General features: G+C 33.0%; 13 protein-coding genes and 1 pseudogene. 11 read left to right on the forward strand and 3 right to left on the reverse strand.

What is annotated here, in order from left to right:
• Window positions 1–7 precede the first annotated feature (7 nt).
• The 4 genes from ACHRV0_RS14200 to ACHRV0_RS14215 all read left to right on the forward strand — a co-directional run bounded on the left by ACHRV0_RS14200 (window position 8) and on the right by ACHRV0_RS14215 (window position 7,260).
• The gene (locus tag ACHRV0_RS14200; RefSeq protein WP_395441299.1) at window positions 8–3,121 is read left to right on the forward strand and encodes a SusC/RagA family TonB-linked outer membrane protein; all 3,114 of its coding nucleotides are present in this window, start codon (window positions 8–10) and stop codon (window positions 3,119–3,121) included.
• 21 nt (window positions 3,122–3,142) lie between these two features.
• Window positions 3,143–5,050 carry a SusD/RagB family nutrient-binding outer membrane lipoprotein gene (locus tag ACHRV0_RS14205; protein WP_395441300.1) on the forward strand — a complete coding sequence of 636 codons (1,908 nt, stop codon included), beginning with the start codon at window positions 3,143–3,145 and terminating at the stop codon, window positions 5,048–5,050.
• Window positions 5,051–5,434: 384 nt separating this feature from the next.
• On the forward strand, window positions 5,435–5,563 hold the full coding sequence (locus ACHRV0_RS14210) for a hypothetical protein (RefSeq protein ID WP_395441510.1): 129 nt from the start codon (window positions 5,435–5,437) through the stop codon (window positions 5,561–5,563).
• 1,058 nt (window positions 5,564–6,621) lie between these two features.
• A complete protein-coding gene (locus tag ACHRV0_RS14215; protein ID WP_395441301.1) occupies window positions 6,622–7,260 on the forward strand; it encodes an NAD-dependent epimerase/dehydratase family protein in 639 nt (212 codons plus the stop codon).
• Between the two features lie 1,083 nt (window positions 7,261–8,343).
• On the opposite strand, the gene ACHRV0_RS14220 is transcribed toward ACHRV0_RS14215, so the two are convergent.
• Together ACHRV0_RS14220 and ACHRV0_RS14225 are read right to left on the reverse strand one after the other, a co-directional pair.
• Window positions 8,344–8,691 (reverse strand): DUF488 domain-containing protein, encoded by a 348-nt coding sequence (locus ACHRV0_RS14220; protein WP_395441302.1) that lies wholly within the window; start codon window positions 8,689–8,691, stop codon window positions 8,344–8,346.
• A 1-nt stretch (window position 8,692) separates the two neighbouring features.
• A complete protein-coding gene (locus tag ACHRV0_RS14225; protein ID WP_395441303.1) occupies window positions 8,693–9,586 on the reverse strand; it encodes a helix-turn-helix domain-containing protein in 894 nt (297 codons plus the stop codon).
• Window positions 9,587–9,692: 106 nt separating this feature from the next.
• Between ACHRV0_RS14225 and ACHRV0_RS14230 the strand changes: the two genes are divergently transcribed.
• The 5 genes from ACHRV0_RS14230 to ACHRV0_RS14250 all read left to right on the forward strand — a co-directional run bounded on the left by ACHRV0_RS14230 (window position 9,693) and on the right by ACHRV0_RS14250 (window position 15,132).
• Window positions 9,693–11,033, forward strand: a complete 1,341-nt coding sequence (locus ACHRV0_RS14230) for a TolC family protein (protein ID WP_395441304.1) — start codon at window positions 9,693–9,695, stop codon at window positions 11,031–11,033.
• Between the two features lie 2 nt (window positions 11,034–11,035).
• On the forward strand, window positions 11,036–12,100 hold the full coding sequence (locus tag ACHRV0_RS14235; RefSeq protein ID WP_395441305.1) for an HlyD family secretion protein: 1,065 nt from the start codon (window positions 11,036–11,038) through the stop codon (window positions 12,098–12,100).
• A gap of 1 nt (window position 12,101) precedes the next feature.
• Complete coding sequence (locus ACHRV0_RS14240; protein WP_395441306.1) at window positions 12,102–13,691, forward strand: beta-carotene 15,15'-monooxygenase; 1,590 nt, start codon at window positions 12,102–12,104, stop codon at window positions 13,689–13,691.
• Between the two features lie 40 nt (window positions 13,692–13,731).
• On the forward strand, window positions 13,732–14,670 hold the full coding sequence (locus tag ACHRV0_RS14245; RefSeq protein ID WP_395441307.1) for a hypothetical protein: 939 nt from the start codon (window positions 13,732–13,734) through the stop codon (window positions 14,668–14,670).
• A 171-nt stretch (window positions 14,671–14,841) separates the two neighbouring features.
• Complete coding sequence (locus ACHRV0_RS14250) at window positions 14,842–15,132, forward strand: hypothetical protein (protein WP_395441308.1); 291 nt, start codon at window positions 14,842–14,844, stop codon at window positions 15,130–15,132.
• Window positions 15,133–16,080: 948 nt separating this feature from the next.
• Here the strand turns inward: ACHRV0_RS14250 and ACHRV0_RS14255 are convergent.
• Window positions 16,081–17,014: pseudogene (locus ACHRV0_RS14255) on the reverse strand (IS1595 family transposase).
• 644 nt (window positions 17,015–17,658) lie between these two features.
• Between ACHRV0_RS14255 and ACHRV0_RS14260 the strand changes: the two are divergent.
• Together ACHRV0_RS14260 and ACHRV0_RS14265 are read left to right on the forward strand one after the other, a co-directional pair.
• Window positions 17,659–21,873, forward strand: a complete 4,215-nt coding sequence (locus tag ACHRV0_RS14260; protein ID WP_395441309.1) for a gliding motility-associated C-terminal domain-containing protein — start codon at window positions 17,659–17,661, stop codon at window positions 21,871–21,873.
• A 70-nt stretch (window positions 21,874–21,943) separates the two neighbouring features.
• Window positions 21,944–22,855, forward strand: coding sequence for a type IX secretion system membrane protein PorP/SprF (locus ACHRV0_RS14265; RefSeq protein ID WP_395441310.1), 912 nt, complete (start codon window positions 21,944–21,946; stop codon window positions 22,853–22,855).
• The last annotated feature ends 6 nt before the right edge of the window (window positions 22,856–22,861 follow it).

A 22,861-nucleotide genomic window follows, 5' to 3' on the forward strand; every position in this document is an offset into this window, starting at 1 on the left:
ATTAATTATGAGAAAACTGTTATATGAATCACTATTAGTTTTTCTAATGGTGATGTGTTTCCAAGGAACGAAGGCACAAAACAAAACAATCTCCGGAGTAATTACAGATAACGCAAATATGCCTGTTCCATCTGTTATTGTAAGAGAAAAAGGAACAAAAGAAGTAACAACTACTGATGAAAATGGAGCTTTTAAAATTTCAGTAAAAGGAGGTGCGACTCTAATTGTAAGTTCAATTGGATTTAAAACAACGGAAGTGAATGCTACTGATGGAATGAAAATCAGGATGGAAACTGCTACAAATGAACTTGATGGAGTAGTGGTAACTGCTTTGGGAATTAAGAAGCAAAAAAAATCATTAGGTTATGCAGTTCAGGAAATAAAAGGTACATCTTTGGTAGAAGCCAGAGAACCTAACTTAGCGAATGCCTTAACTGGTAAAGTAGCGGGTTTACAGGTAGTACGTTCTAGTGCAGGTCCTGGAGGATCTTCAAAATTAGTTTTGAGAGGTTTTAACTCTTTGACAGGTGATAATCAACCTCTTATTGTAGTAGATGGGGTGCCAATGGATAACTTTACCGGTGCATCTAATAATGATTTTTGGAATCCAAGTCTTGATATGGGGAATGGAATTTCAGATTTGAATGCAGAAGATATTGAAAGTCTTTCGGTTTTAAAAGGGCCTTCTGCTGCGGCACTTTATGGATCTAGAGCAGGTAATGGAGTTATTTTGATTACCACTAAAACCGGTAAAAAACAAAAAGGATTGGGAATTACTTTTACTTCTTCAGTTGGTTTTGAAAGCATTTTTACCAAACCTAAATTGCAAAGAGATTATGGTCAAGGTTCTAATGGTGTTTTTGATCGTCTTTCTGGAGCTAGTTGGGGACCTAAAATTGAAGGTCAAACTTTAACAAATTGGGATGGAAAAACAGAATCGTTAGCGTCTTATGATAATGTATCAAATTTTTTTAGCGGAAGCGGTCTAACTAAAAATAACAGTCTTTCGTTTCAGCAAGCGATCCAAAAAACTTCGATTTACACCTCTTTTAATCGTATGGAAGATCAAAGTATGGTTCCTGGGGCTAAATTAGCGAGAACGAACTTATTGGCTAGAGCGGTAACTAAATTTGGAGAAGGAGACCGTTGGACATTGGATACCAAAGTGCAATATACCAATTCAAAAGCAAACAATAGAACCATAGGTGGACCTAATGGAACGAACCAATTCTATTCTATGAACCTTTTTCCAGTATCACTAGATATCAGACAATTTAGACCTGCAACTAAACCTGATGGGAATATGCTTTGGTACGGAAGCGGAAGCGGAATTAACCCTTATTGGGCTAGTAAATACAATTTGAATGAAGACGTGAGAGATCGTTTTATGATGAATGCTTCGCTGAAGTATGAATTCACAAGTTGGTTGAATGCTGAAGTTAAAGCGGGTGGGGATATGTACACTAATAACTCAAATGCAAAAACTTATGGAGGTAGTCCATTGACTCCTACTGGAAGATATAGTTTAGGAAAGGGAACTTTTACTGAAACGAATTACCAAGCCTTATTAGTGGCTAAAAAGGATAATCTTTTTGGTAAATTTGGTGGTATGGCTACTCTTGGAGGGAACTTGATGGCGCGTAAATCGTCTTCTATAAATAGTAGTACAGGACAATTGGCGGTACCGAATTTATTCACCTTGAATAATGCGGAAGGGAATCCAGAAGTTACGGAAGGTTTTAGTAGAAAATCAATTAATTCTATTTTCGGATCGGCTCAGATTAGTTATGATGGATTTTTATATCTAGATGCGACTTTTAGAAACGACTATTCTTCAGCTTTGAGTACAGAGAATCGTTCATTCTTTTATCCATCGGTGAGTCTTTCTTATGTGTTTACAGATATGTTGACCTCTATGGGTAAAACTTTACCAGACTGGTTTTCTTTTGGTAAATTAAGAGCAAGTTACGCTTCTGTAGGTAATGATTTAGATCCATACCAATTAGATAATGTGTACGGAATTGGTAAAGATCCTAACGGAAATGTTACGGCTTTTAGAGGGAAAGTTTTATTCGACAAAAATGTAAAAAGTGAGTTGATTAAATCAACTGAATTTGGTGCAGAATTGCGATTTTTCAAAAGTAGATTTGGTATCGATTTTGCCGTTTATAAATCAAATGCGACTAATCAGTTAATTAATCTTCCAATGGATCCATTAAGTGGATATAATTCAAGAAAAATTAATGCGGGTGATGTTCAAAATAGAGGACTTGAATTAGTAGTAGATGCAAAAATTTTAACGAATCCAAAATCGTTAATGTGGAATGTAACCGCTAATTATTCTAAAAACGAAACCATGATCAATAAACTTGCAGACGGAGTAACACGTTACGGTTTAGGAGGATTTGACAACGTTTCTGTAGTCGCAGAAGTAGGTAAGAAATATGGAGAAATATACGGTACTCAATTTTTGAGAGTAACCGATAAAGCAAGTCCTTCATTCGGAAAATTAATACTTGATGGAAACGGGTTGCCACAAGTGAATAATGGTCCATCAGTACGTTTAGGAAATCAACAAGCTAAAGGAATGTTGGGAATAACCAATACCTTCGCATACAAAAACTTTTCATTAGCCTTTTTAATTGATGCCAGATTTGGTGGCGAAATGTTTTCGGGAACTTTAGCAGCTATGCAGGCTAGTGGAACTTCGTCTAAAACAGTAGTCAATGGTTTAAGAAATGATATTTTGACAGACGGTGTTGTTGCAAGTGGGACTGGTTACGTTCAAAATACCAAAGCAGCAAACAGTCAATTGTATTGGGAAAGGATTGCTACTACAGGTAACTTAGGAATAACAGAGGCCAATATATACGATGCGACTAATTATAGATTAAGAAACATACAGTTTAATTATGATTTTCCAGCTAAATTCTTAGCTAAAACTATGATACAAAAAGCAAAAATCGGAATGTCATGCAACAATGTATGGATGATTAAAAGTCATATGAACGGACTTGATCCGGAATCTGTTTTTGCAACAGGAACGAATGCTGTTGGTTTTGAAAATGGCGGAGCACCAACTACTCGTACGTTTTTGTTAAACTTGGCATTGAGCTTCTAATTTAAATTAAAAATGTATATCATGAAAAATATAATAAAAAAATTAAGTTTAGTTTTCGCAATGCTTGCGATGCTTGCCTCGTGTAATGATTTTGAAGAGATCAACACGAATCCTACCGCTGCCAATGTTGATCAGGTACAGGTAGAATACTTTATAAATAATTCGATAATAGGAGCACAAATGAATCCTGATACAGCAGAGCGATCTTTCGTTCTTTATTGGAAAACAGCAGGGCATCAAATGTTAAGTACCGGAATCTCTGGTGGTAGCTACGACGATGGTTGGTCATCTGCCTATTACAATAGCTCTGCAAGCTGGTTAAATTCGATCAATACGGCGATTCAGGTGGCAGATGAGAAAGAGACTAAAGGAATTGTAAAAGCTTATTCGGGGAATCTAAAACAAGTAGCACGTATTTGGAGAGTCTATTTGATGAGTGAATTGGCGGATAACTTTGGCCCTGTAGCTATTGAAGCATTTCAGGGTAAGAATCCAGAATTCAATGATCTAAAATCGGTTTATTATTTCTTGTTAGCCGAGCTTAAAGATGCCTCTGAAAAATTAGATGTTTCAGTAGTGAGTCCTGATATTTTAAAGAAAGAAGATCCGGCTTATCAATATGATTATAAAAAGTGGAGAAAGTATGCTAATTCTATGCGTTTGCGTTTAGCAATGCGTTTATCAGAAGTTGATCCTGCTAAAGCCAAAGTTGAATTTGAAGCGGCAGCGACTGAAGAATTGATTATTGATGGTAACGATAATTTTAAGGTACAAGAAAAAGATGGTTGGAGTGATTTGACTGGAGTAATGAGTCGCGAATGGAATGCGCAAATTATGTCTGTAACCTTAAATAATCTTTATATTGGTTTAGGAGGTATAAAATCGACAGACCAATTAAATCCCTCTTTTCATGCCAGTGTTAAACCAGCAGATTATATTGGATTAAAATTTGCCAATCATTTTACAATGAAAACGAATGAGCCTGCAGCTGGTTATTGGTTGGATGGTTTGCCAAATAAGATTGATCCACGTGCATATAAGACATTTATTATTCCTGGGGATTTTACAAATTCTAATTTTTCCGGATACCCTTCATGGGATGACAGTGCAGAAACGACAAAAAGAGATTTGGTAGATACTAGTGGTAAAGTAGTTAAGACCATCGAGGCAAAAAATACTTGGAATGCTTTTGCTGCTGGAAATTGGGGAGCAATGGGTAGTATGAATCAAGTTAGATCCTTCAATGGTACAATGCCACGTTTATCTCAAGAGTTTAGAGCGAGTAAGAGTCAACGCATCTTTTTTGCTTCTTGGGAAACTTACTTTTTACTTGCAGAAGCTGCTGTAAGAGGTTGGGCAGTTCCAGTGAATGCTAAAACGGCTTACGAATCTGGTATTAAAGCGAATTTTGAGTATTGGGGTGTTTCTTCTTATTTGGGGGCTTATTTAACTTCTGAAGATTACAACAGAGCAGGAACTTCTGTAAGCTGGAATCACACAATTGAACCACCTGCTAGCCATGTAATGCAATATGTAGATGGTTATACAAATGTAGCAGGTGTAACTACAATTTTATATCCTAGTAATACTTTGTATAAAAATGGAACAGTGAAAAATGATTTGTTGACTAAAATTATAACTCAAAAATTTATTTCACAGACACCTTGGTTGCCGCTAGAAGGATGGAATGATCAGAGAAGATTAGGTTTGCCTTTCTTTGAAAATCCTGCGATAGAGCTTCCTTTAGTTAATTTACCTGCTTTGACAAGTTCTAATTATATGAGTAATCAGGTTGGTTTCTTCCCACAACGTTTGAAATATATTTCAGATTTGAAAAATTCAAATCCAACAGGATATGCACAAGCGGTTGGATTCTTAGGTACTGGCGGTGATAATGTATTTACTCCGCTTTGGTGGGCTAAGCATTAATTGTTTTCGATTGGACGTATATAACATTATAATACAATTAAAGATTTTTTTTAAAATTGAGGATGTAAAGTAATTTTATTTTTAATGTTTGTGCGTAATTGGTAAAACCGGATTAGAGATATTTCTTGACTCCGGTTTTATTTATGATATTTTTAATAATATACGCGGTGTGTCAAATTAAGATATTTATTAATTCGTCCTAACAAAAACGATCTAATGATCAGTCGAGTCTAACACACATATTTTAAGTTTGTACCTTTGTATGGTGAATAATTCTTTCGGTAATTTTGTAAATAATCACAAAAGAATTATGTGATTTTACGAAAAATATTTTTTAACAAAATTTAAATTATTTTCATTATTGATAAATTGGAATTTGAAGGTTTGTGGTTTCTATCTCATAATGAAGAAAGAAAAGCACCCGGTATTTTAACTTTTGACCCTGCAAATAATCGTCATGTATTAGAGTTAATAGGAAGTTTTAACGATTTATCTAAACATGATAGTGAATAAATTATTTTAAGAGTAACTCATGGGGGAGATAAAATTACTTTACAGGAGTGTCAATTTTCGTTCTCAACAGGTATTCCTCGAGATGAAAATGATCGAAAACGTATGTTTAGAGAGGAAAATCAACTATCTACTTTAAATTTTCGAGTGAAATATATGTTGAAAGGAATCCATTTTCTAATATTGAAAATCTTACCTTCAATATTATTTATGAAACTACTTATAATCTTCATAAATTGTAGGAATTAGCGATATAAGTGTTGATAGTGAAATGCTTAATTGTGGAAGATGTAATAACGTTTACAAAGCCTATACCAATAATCGTGGTAATTGATGAGAATTTGGAATTGGAGATTAAATTCGATTTAAATCTTCCCCAATGTGGAAGAGCAATAAAAGAGCAAACTTTAAAACAATATGTAACATTGGCTCTACATTTCAAAAAAAGATCATGCTATAGATGAGCTTTTATTTAATGTGAAAAAAAATCAAAACTTTTTATCAGCGTCAACTCAAAGTTAAACTAGAATTGAAGTTGCCGATATATATAGTGACCAGTTTCGTAATAAATACGATATATGAATTGATATTTATCTATATACTATTATCACATCTATTCTAAAATTTGACAAAATAAAAGAAGATTGGTAAATGATATATTCACTTATGGAGATATTGAAGATGAATTCCAATTATTTTGCAAGCGCAAAACTTTCTTGAATGTGATGTGAAAGTGTTTTAATCGTGTATTTTTTATGTTTTATAGTTTGTATATAATTAAAACAGATACCTCTACGTATTGAAGATTTTAATTTGGTAAACAGGGTATATTATTATCTTTCGTAATTATGAAAATAAAAAGATTTGAATTATTTTTTTTTTATAGTAATATATTGTCGGTGGTTTATGTCGCTTACTTTATTTTTTTATTTTTTTGTATCTTTAGTACGAATAAAAACTGTTTTTAAAGTTTTTAAAGTGAAAAAAGATTATCTTTCATTAAGATTAATTGTCTTTTGATTAAAAAGAATAGTAGTTTTTTGTAGACCAAATTTTAGATGATGAAGGCATTGATAATTGGAGCCACTGGTTCAGTAGGAAAATGTTTAACAGATGCACTTTTAGAAGACAATACTTACAATTCTGTAGTAGTTTTTGTAAGAAGATCTTCTGGTAAATCGCATCCTAAACTTAGAGAGTATATTATAGATTTTTCGAAGTTGGAAAATTATAAGGAATTAATTACTGGTGATATTCTTTTTTCTTGCTTGGGAACTACTTTAAAAGAAGCTGGTTCTCAAGAAAAATACTGGGAAATTAATTTTGATATATTCTGGAAATTTGCATGGATTGCTAGAGAAAATGAGGTTAGTTCTTGTGTAATGATTTCGTCATACTGCGCTTCTTTAAAGAGCAGTGTTTTTTATTCTCCGTTAAAAATAGTTTTAGAGGAGGGAATTGCAGGGTGTGACTTTTGGCAGTTTCTTATTTTTAGGCCCGGATTGATATTAAGGAACGGTAAATATTTAAGGGGCGAAAAAATTGCAATGAGGATAATAAAAACATTTAATGCATTAGGAGTTTTAAAAAGATATGAACCTATTCCAATTCATATTTTGGTTGAGAAGCTAGTAAAAGCACCAAAAGTAATGTGCTCTGGTATTTCAATTTTAGAGTTGGATAATATTTTGAAGATTTAGATTTTTTTAAAAATTAAAACAGAAAAATGACGATTAACAAAACAAATAAAATTAAAGATTTGTTTTAAGAAATTATATGAAGGAAGTTATTTTTCTGCTTAATTATGACCTGTATATAACTCAAAAAGGATACTGAATATTGTTAAGTAACAAGTTTTTGATACGGTGTAGATTATTTACAGTATTGCAAAAGTAAGATTGAAAAAAAGCGTTTTTAAATTGTGTAAAATGGATTTAAGTATTAGTTTGTATTTTGAATCTGTCGGTGGTTTTAGCAAATTAAGAAGGTTGTTGAATATATTAATGTATGTTTACAAACTTAATTACGGTGTCTTATCTATGACATTGTGAAAAAGTAAAAATACTGAAATATTTATGGATTACTATATTCAATTCTTGCTATCGTTTTAAATTTACTTTTCTTATTGCCATCTATAACTTCGTTAAGGCATTTTTATTTCAAATTTATCTTTATTGATAGGTACTGATTCTTAAATACTATCAATTTGTTGAATAATCATCAAATTGTAATAATTTCAAATGTAGTCTTAAATCCTGTTTTTATATTACATCCAAAAAAATAGACGAATTTATAATTGAATTTAGTAATAATGAGTCAGATATTGTATCGGAGTTATTTCTTTTTTACTTAAGCTTTATTCTTGTTTTAATTGATTTATTAAAACTCAAGAATTTCAATTTCGGAATTATCTAAATCAGTTGTGATGTATAATTGGCATGACAGCCGAGTGTCTGGATCCGTATATCCATTTTGGACAAAGTGGAGGGTTCATTTCTTTCTTTTATAATTGAATTTCCTTTTATCCCTTTTGCTTTTACAATAGAGGTTGCACATCTTCCATGACCCTGGTATTCGCCAAAACTATCTAAATAGAGCCTGTCTCTGAGCAGAAACATTAAATTAGGATATTCGTCTATGTAGGTTTCAATGCGCTGTTTTTTATTGTTTTCAATAACAGTAAATCGTATTATTTTCCTATTTAGGGTCAAAATGGATTGTGTTTCATAGTTCTTTCTATAGTTTTATTTTCTAGGATGATTTATTAATAAATACATTTTTTTTTATTTCAATAAATAATTCATCAAAATTACAGCGTGATTTATCTCTGGATCTTTTGCCCCATATAATAAAGTTACACCTTCATTTTTTGCAATGGATCTCACTCTGTTTATTTCTTGGTCTTTTGCCATTAATTCCTGAATGTAGAGTCTGGAAAATTCTTCAAAACGCTCTTTTTTGTGGTCAAACCATTTCCTAAGTTCAGGCGATGGCGTAATTTCTTTGTTCCACTCATCAATCTGTAAGTCTATTTTTCTTACTCCGCGAGGCCATAATCGATCAACCAGTATCCGATAGGATCCGTCAGCGGTTTTGTGGTCATAGACTCTTTTTATAGTTATTGTTTTCATCTTAAAAATTTTTTTTAAAATCGGAGGGTCTAAAATTGGTCAGCTGGTAAAAAGTATTGCTAAAAGCTGGCAAACTGCCATAACCAACGGCGTATCCAATTTCGCTCACAGATAAGTTGGTTTGCAGCATTAACTCAATGGCTTTTACCATTCGGAGTAATTTCAGGTATTGTAAAAACGAAGTATTTAAAGTAGACTGAAACAATCGCGATAAAGTGCGCTCGCTTAATCCAAACTGAGTACCTATGCTATGCAGTGAATGGGTATCTGCTATATTGTTTTGAATCCATTCTAAGATAGGCTTCATACGCTCATTTTCTGTAAAAGGCAATGCAATTGGAAGCCTCTTGGCACTTATTTCAGGGAGAATATTTTTAATGACCGATAGAAAAAGATAACGACTCTCACCAGGGAGTATATGTCCATCCCAAGACTCAGAATATTTGATCATTTCCATCAGCAGGTCATTAATAGGATAAATGCCAACCTCTGAATAAAATGGATGTTTGCCATCATCATGGGTGTAAAAAAATAAGGAACGCAAAACGGTGCCTGAATGACCAATTTTTAAGATATGTGTTAATCCCTGAGGAACCCAAAAATAATGCCTTGCGGGAATTACATAATGCCGGTCATTTATCTGAAGATACGCTAATCCTCCTTCAACATATGACAACTGCCCTTTGGCATGGCTATGGTGCGGAATGAATTTTTCAAAGCGTTCGTGCATCACAAAAACAGAAGATGATAAATTGTCGATTTCAGGTAAAGAAGCAATTAGGCTCATGAGGATATGGTTTATGCCAAGGGTTATATCAAATATACAAAATGCAATAGGAATTTTGCTAAGAACAAAAGCTATTTCAAACAAAAATAAAAGAACTTTCGGGTCCAATTACAGCTAAATTTAAGATTGGCTCGAATGATTAAATAATCGTCTATTTTGTATAAATAGTAAGAGGTTTTTGGATTATATCTTTGTGGTCTAAAATAAAATTATAATGTTTGTCGATACATCAAAAAAACTAATTTGCTTCTTTTTAACCTTACAAACCTCATTACTTTTTTCCCAAAATAAATTGATTCCAAGCCTCGAATCAACTCCATTATCCATTGATCAGATGTGGAAAAATGTTATTGATAACAGCAAGAAAATTCACTTGAATACTTTAGAATCAAATATAGCTGAAGTGGAAATTTCAGAAACCAAAATCGAGCGTCTTCCTGAAATTAGTCTAAAAGGAAATTATGAATATGCCACCAATATTCCGGTTTATGAAAACGGCCTTTTCAGCAAGCCGACCCAGCATGAAGTGATTCACTGGCTGTATAAAGTAAGTACAGATATGTATTTGAATATTTACAACGGAAATAAATTAAACTTAAAAATAGATAAGAAAAAGACGCTTTTTGAGATTGCCAAAGTGCAAAAAGAGATGACGGTTTCTGAGATCAAATTACAAGGAGCAGTCTATTATCTGAATTTGCAAAGGAGTCACATTTTTAAAGAACTCATGATCAAAGATATTGCCAATCAGGAAAAACAGCTGCAGGAAATTAAAGCGCTTTATAGAAATGGTGTGATTTTGAAAAGCGACGTCCTGAGAGTAGAACTCAAATTGTCCAACCAGAAAATGATGCTTGTTAAAATAGAAAACGATATTGCCATTGCCAATCAAAAACTTAATGTTTTAGCAGGACTGCCTGATTTGGAGCTGGTCAATCCGTATGAAGAATTAGATCCTGGATTATTTGAATTGCAATCTTATCAAAGCTATTTGGAAGTGGCGAAGAATAAGTCGTATGATTATCATATTTCAGAAAAGACAGTCGACCTCAGAAAAATAGAACTTAAAAGTACCAAGGCTAATGTAAAACCAAAAATTGGAATATATGGCGAATTTTATCTGGCCAATCCTCAAATTTTCTTGTATCCCTATTCACCCAGCAACTATACTCTTGGGATTTTTGGAGTCAGGGCGTCCATACCAATTTCAGAGCTTTATATCAACAGGCCAAAAGTAAAAGCAGCCCAATTAAATTTAGAGAAAGAAGAAGTAGAACATCATGACATCGATGATAAAATACGACAACAGGTTTATGAAAACTATCTGCGCTTTAAAGAATCACTCATAAAAATTGATGTAGCCAAGAATGATGTAGCTCAATCAGAAGAAAATGAAAGGATTGTAAAGCAAAACTACTTTAACCAAACGGCCCTTATTACGGATCTCTTAGATGCCGATATTCAATTGTTGCAAAGCAAATTTGATTTCGCTTCAGCAAAAATAGCAGCACAAATTCAATACTATCAACTTCAAAATGTTTTAGGAACACTATAAAAATGAAAAATAAAAACACGTATACCGTTACAGACAAATTAATAACCAAAATAACAAGCTGGATTGCAATAGCCATAACATGCATTTTAAGCATTTGGGGTATTGCATCCTTATGGGATATTTATAAAAATGAAAAAACAAATGATGCTCAGGTTCAGGAGTATATAAATCCAGTGATTTCCAGAGCAGGAGGGTTTATCACCGAAATTAAATTTGAAGAAAATCAGCCGGTAAAAAAAGGAGATACCCTTTTGATTATTGACAGCAGGGAGTATCGTATTCAAGAGCAGCAAACAGAGGCGGCACTTCTAAATGCAAAAGCCCAGCTTGAAGTTTGGCAAAGCAAAGTGCTAACACTTAATAAAACAGCCAAAGTAAATCTCTCAAAGATTAATGTGGCTAATGCCGAATTAAGAAAAGAAGATTTGGACTATACCCGATATAAAAAATTAGTTCAGGCAGAATCAGCGACACCTCAGAAATTAGAAACTATTGAGGCTGCCTACAATATAGCTGTAGCCGAATCGCAGGCGACTACCGATAAATATCAGGCGTCATTATCTGAAATAAACGATGCACAGTCGCAAGAAGCCGTAGTTAGGGCTGAAATTACAAGGCTTGAAGCGCTGTTGGATCGCCATAAACTAGATGTTACTTACACCGCAGTTACGGCATCTTATGATGGTTTTATGGGAAGGAGGACTGTTGAGAAAGGCCAGATGATCGATGCCGGGCAAGTATTGGCGTATATTGTTAATGCAGAAACCGATAAATGGGTGGTGGCTAATTATAAAGAAACGCAAATAGGCTCGATGAAACTAGGAGACACTGCCTGTTTTATTGTCGATGCGTATCCCAACAAAACTTTTAAAGGTGTCATAATCTCTTTTTCGCCTGCTACAGGTTCAAGTTTTTCGCTGCTGCCCCCGGATAATTCAACTGGAAATTATGTGAAAATTGTGCAAAGGGTTCCGGTGAGAATCCGCGTTACAAACCCTAAAAACGAAGCTGATTTATTAAAAGCAGGAATGAACGTAAATGTTTCAATTGCTAAAAAACAAAACTAAAATGCTTCCAAAAGGTTTTTTATTTAAAAAATGGGTTCCGGAGTGGCTGGTTAAAATAACGCTCTTTATTGTACTGCTTCCCAGTTTGGTTTTGTTTTTTCTGCCCATGGCCAATATTAATGCCGCTGCAGGAAATACAGGAAGTGAAACTTATGATGTGTATTTTTCAGTAGCTCTATTTTATGCAGGTTATGTTAGTTTCTTTTCTCTTGAAAGACGATTTTTTAAATTTCTGGCAGCAAAAGAATATTTTATTATAATTACAATTATTCAGATAATAAGCTCTTATATCTGCTACAGTACAAAAGAGATGGCCGTTTTATTCATTTTCCGGTTTATTCAGGGAATGGCCTTTACAATGACGGTAAATTTATCCTTAGCACTTATTTATGCGCGTCTGAGAACAGAGCGGGCACGGGTTATTGGGTATTCTATATTTTTTGGGATGCTGGTCTGCATGATTCCTTTTAATAATTTTATAACGGCAGAAATCATTGATTCCTTTGATTTTAATATTGTATATAAATGTGCCATGTTTTCGTATCTGCCGAGTCTTATCGCACTGCTTTTATTTATGAACAATGTCAGGCTGGATGTTAAATTTCCTTTATATCAATTGGATTGGGCGAGCTTTTTATTCTATGCCATTTCAATTTGTCTTATAGGCTATATCATGGTTTATGGCCAGGAATATTATTGGCTGGAGGATACGCGGATTTTTTGGAGTGTAGTTTCGATCTTTATTTTTGGAGGACTTTTCATTCTGAGACAAACCAGATTAAAGCGTCCTTATTTTGATCTGGAGGTTTTTAAATACAGGAATTTTAAAATAGGAGCCATGATAATTGTAATTTTTTACATCTGTCGTTTTGCTTTTTCAATTACCACAGCGTATTTTTTGACCGTTTTAAAATTAGATCCTATTCATGTCGGAGAGATTACTTTAATTAATGTTCTTGGAATTATAATTGGTGTGATTATTTCCGGTGTTTTTGTCCTGCAGCATCGTCCGATACGTTTGTTATGGATCTATGGTTTTTCTTTATTGCTGTTTTATCACGCCTGGATGATTTTTCTTTTTACTTCGCAGGCCAATGAGAATAACTTTTATGCGCCGCTACTGCTTCAGGGATTAGGAGTTGGGACTTTAATGACACCTTCCATTATTTTTATGGTTTCCTCTGTGCCAGAGCGACTCAGTGTGACATCAGCAGGAATGTGTTTGTTTATGAGGTGTTTTGGTTTTTATTTGAGTATTGGTTTGATGAATTATTTTGATTTATATGCTAAAAGCAAACATTTTAATACTTTTCAGGATAAGATTTCCAATCTTAACCCTGCCGCCTTGCAATCTGTAAATAATTTTAAAACAGCACTGATTCAAGACGGAGCGACACGACATTATGCTGGAAAAGCCGCCAATAAAGTGTTAATTAATTCCATTAATGCACAAAATCACATTAGGTATGCAATTGATTATTATGAGATGATCTGCGCAATGCTGATTGTAACTCTTATTGCAGTTGCTTTATTCCCTTATATAAACCGCACTGTATTAAAACTGTCTAAAAATCAGCCTTCACCTTTCTAAATTTTAATGGACTTCAAATTATAATCTTAAATTTTATATCATGTGGACTCTTTACAGTATTGGTTTTTTAACGGTACTTTTTTGTATCATTTATAATGCGATTCGGAAAAAAAAGACGCAAATAACTTCAAAGTTCTCTATACTAATCCACTTATTGCTAAAGCTGGACAAAGAGCTGGTGATAGAGGATGACAGCAGGGATGAGATAACATTATTTTCGTCTAATTTAAGAGGGGCTATTGCTGTTTTTTTTGTTCAATATTCAGGTATAATTTCCATTATTATCGAATCCAATACCATTGAAAACAATAGCCAGAGAAGAGAGTGGATTTTTTTGGATAATATAAATCAGTACATGATTTTTAATCAGATACTAAACGATCTTCAAAATTTTCATAACAGTAGTTTTGACCAGCGCATACTCCAAAAATTAACTGATAAAAGTAATCATAACATAAAAAGAAGTATTTTGTCAAATGGATATTCTCCCTACAATACAGCACAATCTTTATTTGTTATAGCATTCTCAGAGGTAGAGAAAATAAACAATTTTCAAAAAATAAGCCAGAAAGGATCCTTTGAAGTGCTCTTTTTTAATTGTGTGGCAGCACTGCAGAAAAGTAATATTAAACAGCAAAATGAATTATGGGATCAAATAGCAACTCTGCTTATTTTTTATCTCGAAAATCATAATTTAATGAATCAAATTAAAGATGTCGAAAAACTCTTGACTGAAAGATTAACCTTGTACGGAGATCAAATACAAGAGATCAAATCAAATCCTGACTACAATTACAGTATGCTTTATGATTATTTCTTTGTAAAGCCTTTAAAGCTTCATTCAAAAATAAAATCAAAAGTAATAGAGACTTCAAGTTTGTCCAGGAGAATACAAACGGCTGGTTTTTCAAAAATGGTATTGTTTATGATTGCCGATATAGAAGAAAAATTGCCGGTTTTGCAAAACATATTATTTTAGTGAGATATAAAAAAATAATAATTCAAATCTATCGGTTCAAATGTTTGTCTATAGATACCTTTTGGATATTTATCAACTCTCAATGGAATTAAATCACTACCTTTAGAGTACATCAAAATTAAAAACAGATGGATATTTCTTTGGATGTGAAATAAAAAAAAAGATTAAAATATGAATCCATATACAAATTTAACAGAAGCCTTAGAGGGGCTTATCTGTCAAGGGTATATTATGAGTTTTGTAGCAAAGAAAGACTTTTTAGATGCGAGACATCATAATTGCAAAATAGGCTACAATGAAGTAGAGATAGAACATTCTTATCATTTTAACGATCCTGACCCGAAATTGGATGCTTTTATTTATGGGGTTTCTTCGAAAGATCATATTATCAAAGGAATAATAATTGTTAACTACTCTATCTCATTAGAAAATGAATCTAAAGAGAAAAAAGAGACAATTTAAGCTATTAAGATCTTATGCTTTAAGTCTTTTAAAATACTATTTCTTCAGTTTTTTTTTAAAGCTGAAATTAACAAAGAGAATAAAAGAAATTTAGAAGAATTGATCTCAAGCAATAATTAGAGTTATGGCAGGTAATTCGTGAGTGGATTAGACAGAATTTTGATATTGAAAGAATATAAAAATATGCGTATGGTATTGCATCAATGAATTGGATTCCTATTTCGAAATCGAAAAAAAAACAATATTAGCAATGGAAAATAAAATGGTAAAAAAAGTATTGACACGACAATGTAGATTAAGAAAGTTTTTTTTAATGTAGTGAAGAAAGGCCCAAGTAGAAGTGAAGTACTGATATGCTAAAATGAGAATAATATCTGTAATAGGACTGAAAAAAAAATATGTAGTTAAAGAAGAAATAGTGCATTTTTTATTGGTCTCTGATTAAGGTTTAAAACTCTGCAAATTATTGCTATACTTTAAGCAATGCGAAAAAAAATAATAATCTTTGAATTTTTTAGTGCTGATAAAAAATATTAAAATTTAAGTGATTTCGAGTTTTTTGTTGAGCAAACCTCTGTGCTTTCAGTAAAAGAGGTTTGTTTAATATTTTATCTTTTTAATTACAATGGAGTAGTTGTTATAGCAAATTTTTTTAAGTGAATTTATTTTAAGTAAATGTATTATTGTGAATTAATACTTAAAAAAACATTAGATACAAAAATTACAACTATGATTTTAATATAGATTATAGTGAAATTTTAATCGGAATATCTGCTGTAATTTAATCAAGAGTAAGTGAAGATGTTTTGGGAATTTTTGGAACGTTTTATTTCGAATTTTGTAATTTATGTTAGTTAAAATGGTAATTTTATTGTGTTTTGAATATTTAATTTAAAGATTAAAAATATTAAAGACTTATAAAGTGTTTGGCGTAAAATTTTGATTTTTTTAACATTGATTGTCTCCTTTAAAGCATATTCCTGTAATGCTCATTATCATTAGTTTGTTTAATATTTTTTTTCAAAGATCTTCTATAAAATAAGTTTAAAACGAACTTATTTGGGGGTAATTGATGATTTTTCCTTTTAATTTTATAAAAAGTTCCTATGTTTTTTTTATATTACTAATTGCAATTTGACTTCATCTTAAAGTTTCTGTAGTTGTTTCTTTATTTGATTTTCAGTTATCTGAATTTCTACACAATCTGCAATATCTTTAAAGTAGGTACTCTTTTCTGTAAAAAGGATGCTCTTTTCAAAAAAGATACTAGTATCCTTTGATTTATTGCTCACGTGTATGATTTGTTAAAACCGTTGTTTTAAAATACATATTACACTAATTTGATTTTTATCTCGTTTCTATGTCTTTTAAAACGGTCAATTTTGCTATAATTGTACTGTAAGATTTTTTAATAGTACTACATTCATATTCCTCTTTCCTGCTTTATTTCAGTAGATCTAATTGTGAAATAACTATCTCCAAATTCAATCATTTTTTCTAAAAGATAAAATTAAAATGCTCCTCTAATTTTCATTGTTTTTCCAAGTTTATAGACCATAGATAAAATAGGCTCGTAACGTTTAAGACCTAATTCATTTTAATTTTTTTACGCGAAAATCCTTTTTTTGTTGCTATTAGTAAAAACATATTCTTACGTCAAGCTAAAAATGATAAGTTAGAGTTTTGGATTATTGTAGTGCTATGTAATGAAATTCCACTTCTGCATTTTTTTTATATTCATAATTTTAACGATTTTTTATTCAAAAATGTACTTTACTTCCGCATTTACACTTAATCCCTGATTTTATTTTGTTCTAGTTTAAAAATGAAATCTAAAAGATTTTTCGCTTCCAAAGTTTGCTGTAACGTTGTATAGATTCATTACTTTTTTATTATTTGTAATTTTTTTTTGTCTATTTATGAATAGTTTGAGATAATCATGTTTTAATAAAGAAAAATTTATTTTTGGAAGAGAATCAAATTATTCTTAGTAGATATTGTATTTTGTCGGCTTTATTTGTATTTCGTCGATTATATCTGTGTTTTGTTTATAAAAATGAATGTTCTTTTAATTATATTTAATAAGTTTGCTCTTTTGCGGTTTTTTAGGTAAGTAAAAACTTACATTTTGTTTTGCTTTTTTACTATAATACTAAGAGTTTAAATTTTATAATCTTCATAATGTAGGATAATGTTGAGTGGTTGTAGTTGTTTTTTAGGATGATTTTAAGTAAGTTTTATTATGCTTATTATATAAATTTATTTTAAAATACTTGTTAGAAATTACTTATAACCTTATAGTGTTTTATGTGATAAATCTGACTCAAAGAGTGCCGTTTTTAAAATAGAATAACTCTGTTTAAAATATTGATTATGTGGTTATTGAAGGTTTTTTTTAGTGTGAATAAAATTCACTTAAAATCATCCTAAAAAAAAGTACACTTTCAGTTGTACTGAAATTTATAGTTATCCTATATAAAATTTATAGTTATCCTAATATAAATAAATGAATCAAATTTATTAAATATGAAAATAAAATACTTTGCAACTTACTTATTGTTTCTAGCCTTATTTATGATACAAACTTTTGGATTTGCACAATCGGGTTCGAAGGCAACATCAGGAGCGGGTTTGTATAAAGATAAAATTTTTTGGGTTAATTGGGATTTAAATTCTAATTCATTATCTGAAGATAATATTACAGAGGGTACCATAAGGACGTTTATAAGTCCTTCAGGTATATTATATAAAGTTACAATATCTAATATTGTAAAAACCGCGTATAATTCTTATGGGACTAATTTTACGAGCGCAAACGTTGATAGTTGGTCTGGAAATAATATGCCGTCTGGTTATGGTGGTTTTAGTAATAACAGTACAAAAGTTATAGGTCTCTCTAATAAGAAAGAATCGAATCAGAGTGGGGATGCAAGTAAAGTCAGTTTTAGGATTACGGTTACAGCAACATTGCCAAATGGGACTGTTATTAACGCAGCGGCATTAGCGATAGCGGGTTCTGAAAGTTTGTCGGGAAATAGTGAATATTATCAATTATCAGTCCCAATTGGTTCGCCACCTTTACGTTATTTGGACAAGTATATTAAAGACAATAAGTGGGCCGATATGAAGGTCAGATTAACTGTGTCGAACGGAAGGAGAATTATTAAAGCGACTAATCCTACTTTTGAAGATAGTAAAGGTGATGCACTTTTGCTTGCAGAGAATGTACCTTATATTGATGTAGAATTAAAAGGGGGAGGAGGTCAGCATGTTGCAATTGGAATTTTTGAAGAGTTAGATTATTCTGATGCTCCGGTATCTTATGGTTCTGCTTATCATGTAGTTAATTCTGTCTTTGTTGGTGGAGATTTAGCAGATGGAGTACATGACTTAAGTACAACGTCCAATTTGTTAGATCAAGATAGGGCTAAATTATCGGTAGATCCGTTATTGTTGATCGGTACTACCGTGGATACAGAGGCTAATGTCTATAATGCTAGCCCAGGGGGGGCTCCTATTGGAGATGATAATGCGGGGATTGACGATGAAGATGGTATTACAAATTTTGATTGGACAACTTGTACGGGGACAATTAATGTGAAAAATAAAACCGCTAAGCCGGCCAAATTGTATTTATGGATTGATGCAAATAAGAATGGTATTTTCGATAGTAATGAGTTAGCTACTTCGAATGTACCGGTGGGAACTAATGGTAATGTAACGGTTATTTTATCACCAATTGTTGGTTTGACTAAAGGAGATAAGTATTATGCACGTATAAGATTGTCGACTAATGAATCACTTGGCCCTATTGGACTTGCAGTTGATGGAGAGGTTGAGGATCATTGGGTTAATATTTCGCAACCAGTTATTGAATCTTCGACATCTCCTTGTAAAGGAGATACATTGTTCTTGAGTGGTGTTGCTGGCGCAAGTGGATACTCTTGGACGGGACCAAATGGATTTACATCAGTTATTCGGTCTCCTCAAGTGTCTAATTTTCAAAATGTTAATTCTGGATTGTATACTTTGACAATTACGACATCAGCTGGATGTACATTTACCGAAACTGTAAATGTAACAGTGAATGCTGTTTCGGTAGGAGGAAGCGTTTCTTCAGATCAGACGATTTGTTCAGGAACTTCTCCAGCGGATTTAACACTGACAGGACATACAGGAAGTGTTGTAAAATGGCAAAGAGCAGCCAATGCTGCTTTTAATGCGCCGACAGATATAACAGGAACCACCAGCAGTTTAACAGGAGCGGCTATTGGTATTCTTACTGCGGATACTTATTTTAGAGCAGTAGTTCAAAGCGGTGTTTGTGCTGTTGCATATTCAGCACCGGTATTGATAACAGTGAATGCTGTTTCGGTAGGAGGAAGCGTTTCTTCAGATCAGACGATTTGTTCAGGAACTTCTCCAGCGGATTTAACACTGACAGGACATACAGGAAGTGTTGTAAAATGGCAAAGAGCAGCCAATGCTGCTTTTAATGCGCCGACAGATATAACAGGAACCACCAGCAGTTTAACAGGAGCGGCTATTGGTATTCTTACTGCGGATACTTATTTTAGAGCAGTAGTTCAAAGCGGTGTTTGTGCTGTTGCATATTCAGCACCGGTATTGATAACAGTGAATGCTGTTCCAACAATGTCTAATGCCGGAATGGATCAAATAGGAGTTGCAACTTGCGGATTAACGACAGTTACTCTTGCAGGAAATGTGCCAACTATTGGAACAGGTAGATGGACAGTAGTAAATGGAATAGGTGGAATCTTTGCGTTAGACACGAATGAAATAACTACGTTTACAGGAATAACAGGAAATATTTATACATTGAGATGGACAATTTCTAATGGGGCTTGTGTAGATTCGACGGATGATATGATTGTAGCTATGAATGCCGAGCCAGTAAATTTAGTTGCTGATGTATTAACACAGCCAACATGTTCAGTTCTAGAAGGAAGTATCTTGTTAAGTGGATTACCATCGGGAAACTGGACAATTAATCCAGGAAACATTTCTGGAACAGGAGCTACATACACAATTTCAGGATTGGTAGCAGGTATTTATACTTTTACAGTTACTGCTGCAAATGGATGTACTTCTCCTCCTTCGGCAATTGTTAAATTAATCCCAGCTATTTGTGCGGAAGACGATACAATCGCAGGCGGAAACGGAACAACTGGGACTCCAAACGCAGGTAATGTACTAACAGGGAATCCAACTAACCCAGATACTTTAAATGGTAGGCCAGTAGTTAAAGGGATCGTAAACTTAACGGTAACGACGCCAGCGGTAGAAAAAATACCGGGAGCAGCAGTTCCTGTGATTGATACTACTACAGGAATTGTAACAGTGCCAGCTAACACACCAGCAGGAATATATACTATCGAATATCAAATCTGTGAGAAGTTGAATCCAATAAATTGTGATTCAGCTACAGTAACAGTAGTGGTTGAGAAAGCAAAAATTGAGGCTAATACTGAAATAACTATGCCAATTGATGGGATGACAGGAGGAAAAACCCCATCATTGACGGATAATGATAAATTAAACGGAAATACGGTTGTAATTGGAACAAATCCTGGAGAGGTAATCCTTACAGGAGTAAGTGTTCCATCGGGCTTAACATTAAACTCAGACGGAACTGTAACAGTTGCTCCAAATACTCCGGCAGGAAATTATAATGTAGAATACAAAATCTGCGAAATAACGAATCCTACAAATTGTGACAATGTAACTTCAGTAATTGTTGTAGGGAAATCGGCACTGAATGCTACGGATGATGATTTTACAACTACTCCAATTAATGGTTTTACTGGTGGTACAACACAAACGATATTGACGAATGATATACAAAATGGCATTTTTGTAAATATTTCAAATGTTGATCTTTATCCGATTGGTGTGTTGCCAAAAGGGTTTACTTTAAATGCAAATGGAACAGTTACGGTAGCGCCAAATACGGTAGGAGGAGCTTATGTTTTAACATATCAAATCTGTGAGAAGTTAAATGGATCTAATTGTAGTACAGCTAATATTCTTATTTTTGTTGAAGTTCCATCAATTGCAATTATTAAGACTGCAGTATCAAATGATGAAAATGGAAATGGTAATGCCGAGGCTGGTGAAACAATAACCTATAGTTTTATAGTGACCAATACAGGAAATGTTCCTTTACATAATATTGTAGTATCTGATCCATTACCTGGTATTGTTGTATCTGGAGGTCCAATAGACTTAAATGTAAATGAAATTGATAAGGTCTCTTTTAGCGCTGAATATGCTATTACGCAGAATGATATTAATAATGGAAGCGTTAGTAATCAGGCAACTGTTTACGGAACTACAGTAAGTGGAATTAGTGTTGAAGATAAATCAGATAACTTAAGTAATGTTAGTGATACTCCTACGGTTTTACCATTAGTAGGTTGTGTAATAAAAGTATTCAACGCTATTTCTCCAAATGGAGATTCGAAGAATGAAAGATTCTATATCCAGGGATTAGAATGTTATCCCGAGAATACGGTTGAGATTTACAATCGTTGGGGAGTTTTAGTATTTGAACGTGAGAATTACAACAACGAAGATCGCGCTTTTAAAGGTGTATCTGAAGGGCGTACAACAGTTAAGAAATTTGAAGCATTGCCGGTCGGGACGTATTATTATATTCTAAAATATAAAGATATGCAGTCTAATGGGCATCAGAAAGCTGGATATTTATATATCAATTAATAATAGTTTGAAACAAATAGAAATGGCTTAGTCCTAAAAAAAAACTAAGCCATTCTTAAAAGAAAAATAGATGAGAAAATTAATTTTAGTTTTTATGTTTTTTTCCGCTGTAGGATTCGCACAACAAGATGCCCAGTTCACACAATACATGCATAATACCATTAGTATAAACCCGGCTTATGCAGGTTCAAGAGGAGCGTTAAGTATTTTTGGGCTTTATCGTACGCAATGGGTTGGCTTAGATGGAGCGCCGGAAACAAGCAATTTTTCGGCAAATACACCATTAAATAACAGCAATTTAGGATTCGGATTTTCACTTGTAAACGATAAGATAGGGCCTACAAACGAGAATACTTTTTCGGCTGATTTATCTTACACAGTACCTACTTCTGAGACTTTTAAGTTATCTTTTGGAATTAAAGCTACTGCTAATTTGTTCAATCTGGATATTAATAAATTGAATCCGGAACATCAAGGTGATCCACAATTTCAAGACTTAAACAGTAAATTTACGCCTAATATTGGAGCGGGGGTTTATTGGCATTCAGACAAAGCTTACATTGGTTTATCAGTACCCAATTTTATCGAAACCAACCGATACAATGATGAAGATGTAGCTATTTTTAAAGAAAAAATAAACTACTATTTAATAGCAGGTTACGTATTCGATTTAGATCAATATCAATATATAAAATTTAAACCAGCAGTACTTACTAAAATGGTCGAAGGATCACCCTTACAAGTCGATCTTTCAGCCAATTTTATGTTTAATGATAAGTTTGTCATTGGAACAGCTTACAGATGGAGTGCAGCATTGAGCGCTATGGCAGGATTTCAGGTTACCGATGGAATGTATATAGGTTATGCATACGATCATGAAACTACCAGATTAAAAAACTATAATTCGGGTTCACATGAGATATTCCTGAGATATGAATTATTTAAAAATTATAGCCGAATAACTTCACCAAGATTCTTCTAAATCCTA

It is taken from the genome of Flavobacterium sp. FlaQc-30 (genome assembly GCF_044005885.1).
Lineage (GTDB): Bacteria > Bacteroidota > Bacteroidia > Flavobacteriales > Flavobacteriaceae > Flavobacterium.

Bases quoted from the DNA above. Each gene is read 5' to 3' on its own strand.
- ACHRV0_RS14200 (WP_395441299.1), top strand. From the start codon at position 8: ATGAGAAAACTGTTATATGAATCACTATTAGTTTTTCTAATGGTGATG.
- ACHRV0_RS14205 (WP_395441300.1), top strand. From the start codon at position 3,143: ATGAAAAATATAATAAAAAAATTAAGTTTAGTTTTCGCAATGCTTGCG.
- ACHRV0_RS14215 (WP_395441301.1), top strand. From the start codon at position 6,622: ATGAAGGCATTGATAATTGGAGCCACTGGTTCAGTAGGAAAATGTTTA.
- ACHRV0_RS14220 (WP_395441302.1), bottom strand. From the start codon at position 8,691: ATGAAAACAATAACTATAAAAAGAGTCTATGACCACAAAACCGCTGAC.
- ACHRV0_RS14230 (WP_395441304.1), top strand. From the start codon at position 9,693: ATGTTTGTCGATACATCAAAAAAACTAATTTGCTTCTTTTTAACCTTA.
- ACHRV0_RS14235 (WP_395441305.1), top strand. From the start codon at position 11,036: ATGAAAAATAAAAACACGTATACCGTTACAGACAAATTAATAACCAAA.
- ACHRV0_RS14240 (WP_395441306.1), top strand. From the start codon at position 12,102: ATGCTTCCAAAAGGTTTTTTATTTAAAAAATGGGTTCCGGAGTGGCTG.
- ACHRV0_RS14245 (WP_395441307.1), top strand. From the start codon at position 13,732: ATGTGGACTCTTTACAGTATTGGTTTTTTAACGGTACTTTTTTGTATC.
- ACHRV0_RS14250 (WP_395441308.1), top strand. From the start codon at position 14,842: ATGAATCCATATACAAATTTAACAGAAGCCTTAGAGGGGCTTATCTGT.
- ACHRV0_RS14260 (WP_395441309.1), top strand. From the start codon at position 17,659: ATGAAAATAAAATACTTTGCAACTTACTTATTGTTTCTAGCCTTATTT.
- ACHRV0_RS14265 (WP_395441310.1), top strand. From the start codon at position 21,944: ATGAGAAAATTAATTTTAGTTTTTATGTTTTTTTCCGCTGTAGGATTC.